The following is a 968-nucleotide window of genomic DNA, read 5'->3' on the forward strand; positions in this document are numbered from 1 at the left end:
GTCAAATTCCAGTTCTGGAGCGGCATTGTCCATTTTGCCTGCGCATTCATCAGCCCCAGATAAAGTAGCTTTAACAGGCTGTTTTCGTTAGGGAATGCGCCTTTGGTTTTCGTCAACTTCCTGAACTGCCGATGCACCGACTCAATGGCGTTAGTGGTATAAATGACCTTGCGGATATCCGATGGATAGCGGAAGTACGCCGACAGATTGTCCCATTTCCGACGCCATGACTGGATAACCACCGGATACTGCTGACCCCATCGGGCTTCAAGCTCATCCAGCGCGGTTTCCGCCGCCGCTTTCGATACCGCGCGGTAAACCGGTTTCAGGTCGGCCATGAACGCTTTGTGGTGCTTCGACGCCACATATTTGATGGAATTGCGTATCTGGTGGATGATGCATAACTGCACTTCGGTCTGCGGGTAGATGCTGTTTATCGCTTCCGGGAAGCCGGTCAACCCGTCTACGCAGGCAATCAGGATATCTCTGACGCCCCGGTTTTGCAGGTCGCTCAACACAGACAGCCAGAAGTTGGCCCCTTCGCTTTCTGACAGATACAGCCCCAGTACCTCTTTTTTACCCTCAAGGTTAAGTGCCAGCACGGTATACACCGCCTTGCTGACGTAGCGACCTTCCTCGCGGATTTTGTAGTGAATGGCGTCCAGCCAGACGAAGGGATAAACCGGCTCCAGCGGGCGCTGTTGCCACTGTTTGAGTTCGGGAATGACCTTGTCCGTCACGGCACTGATGGTGGCGGAGGAGACGCTGAAAGCATACAGGTCTTCGATTTCCCGGCTGATGTCGGCGTAACTCATGCCGAGGGCGAACAGGCGGATAATCTTCTGCTCAATCTCGTCCGACAGGGTGGTCTGGTGCTTTTTGACAAGTTGAGGCTCGAATGTGCCGTTGCGGTCACGCGGGGTGGCCAGTTCAAAAGAGCCGGTAGTGGCTTTGACGGTTTTCTTTCC

At 54.2% G+C, this 968-nt stretch carries 1 protein-coding gene; it reads right to left on the reverse strand.

What is annotated here, in order from left to right:
- The coding region (locus MFP24_RS00365) for an IS256 family transposase (RefSeq protein WP_249228640.1) at positions 1–968 on the reverse strand (968 nt) is incomplete at both ends.

The sequence above is a fragment of the Brenneria tiliae genome, from assembly GCF_023347575.1.
Taxonomy (GTDB): Bacteria; Pseudomonadota; Gammaproteobacteria; order Enterobacterales; family Enterobacteriaceae; genus Brenneria; species Brenneria corticis.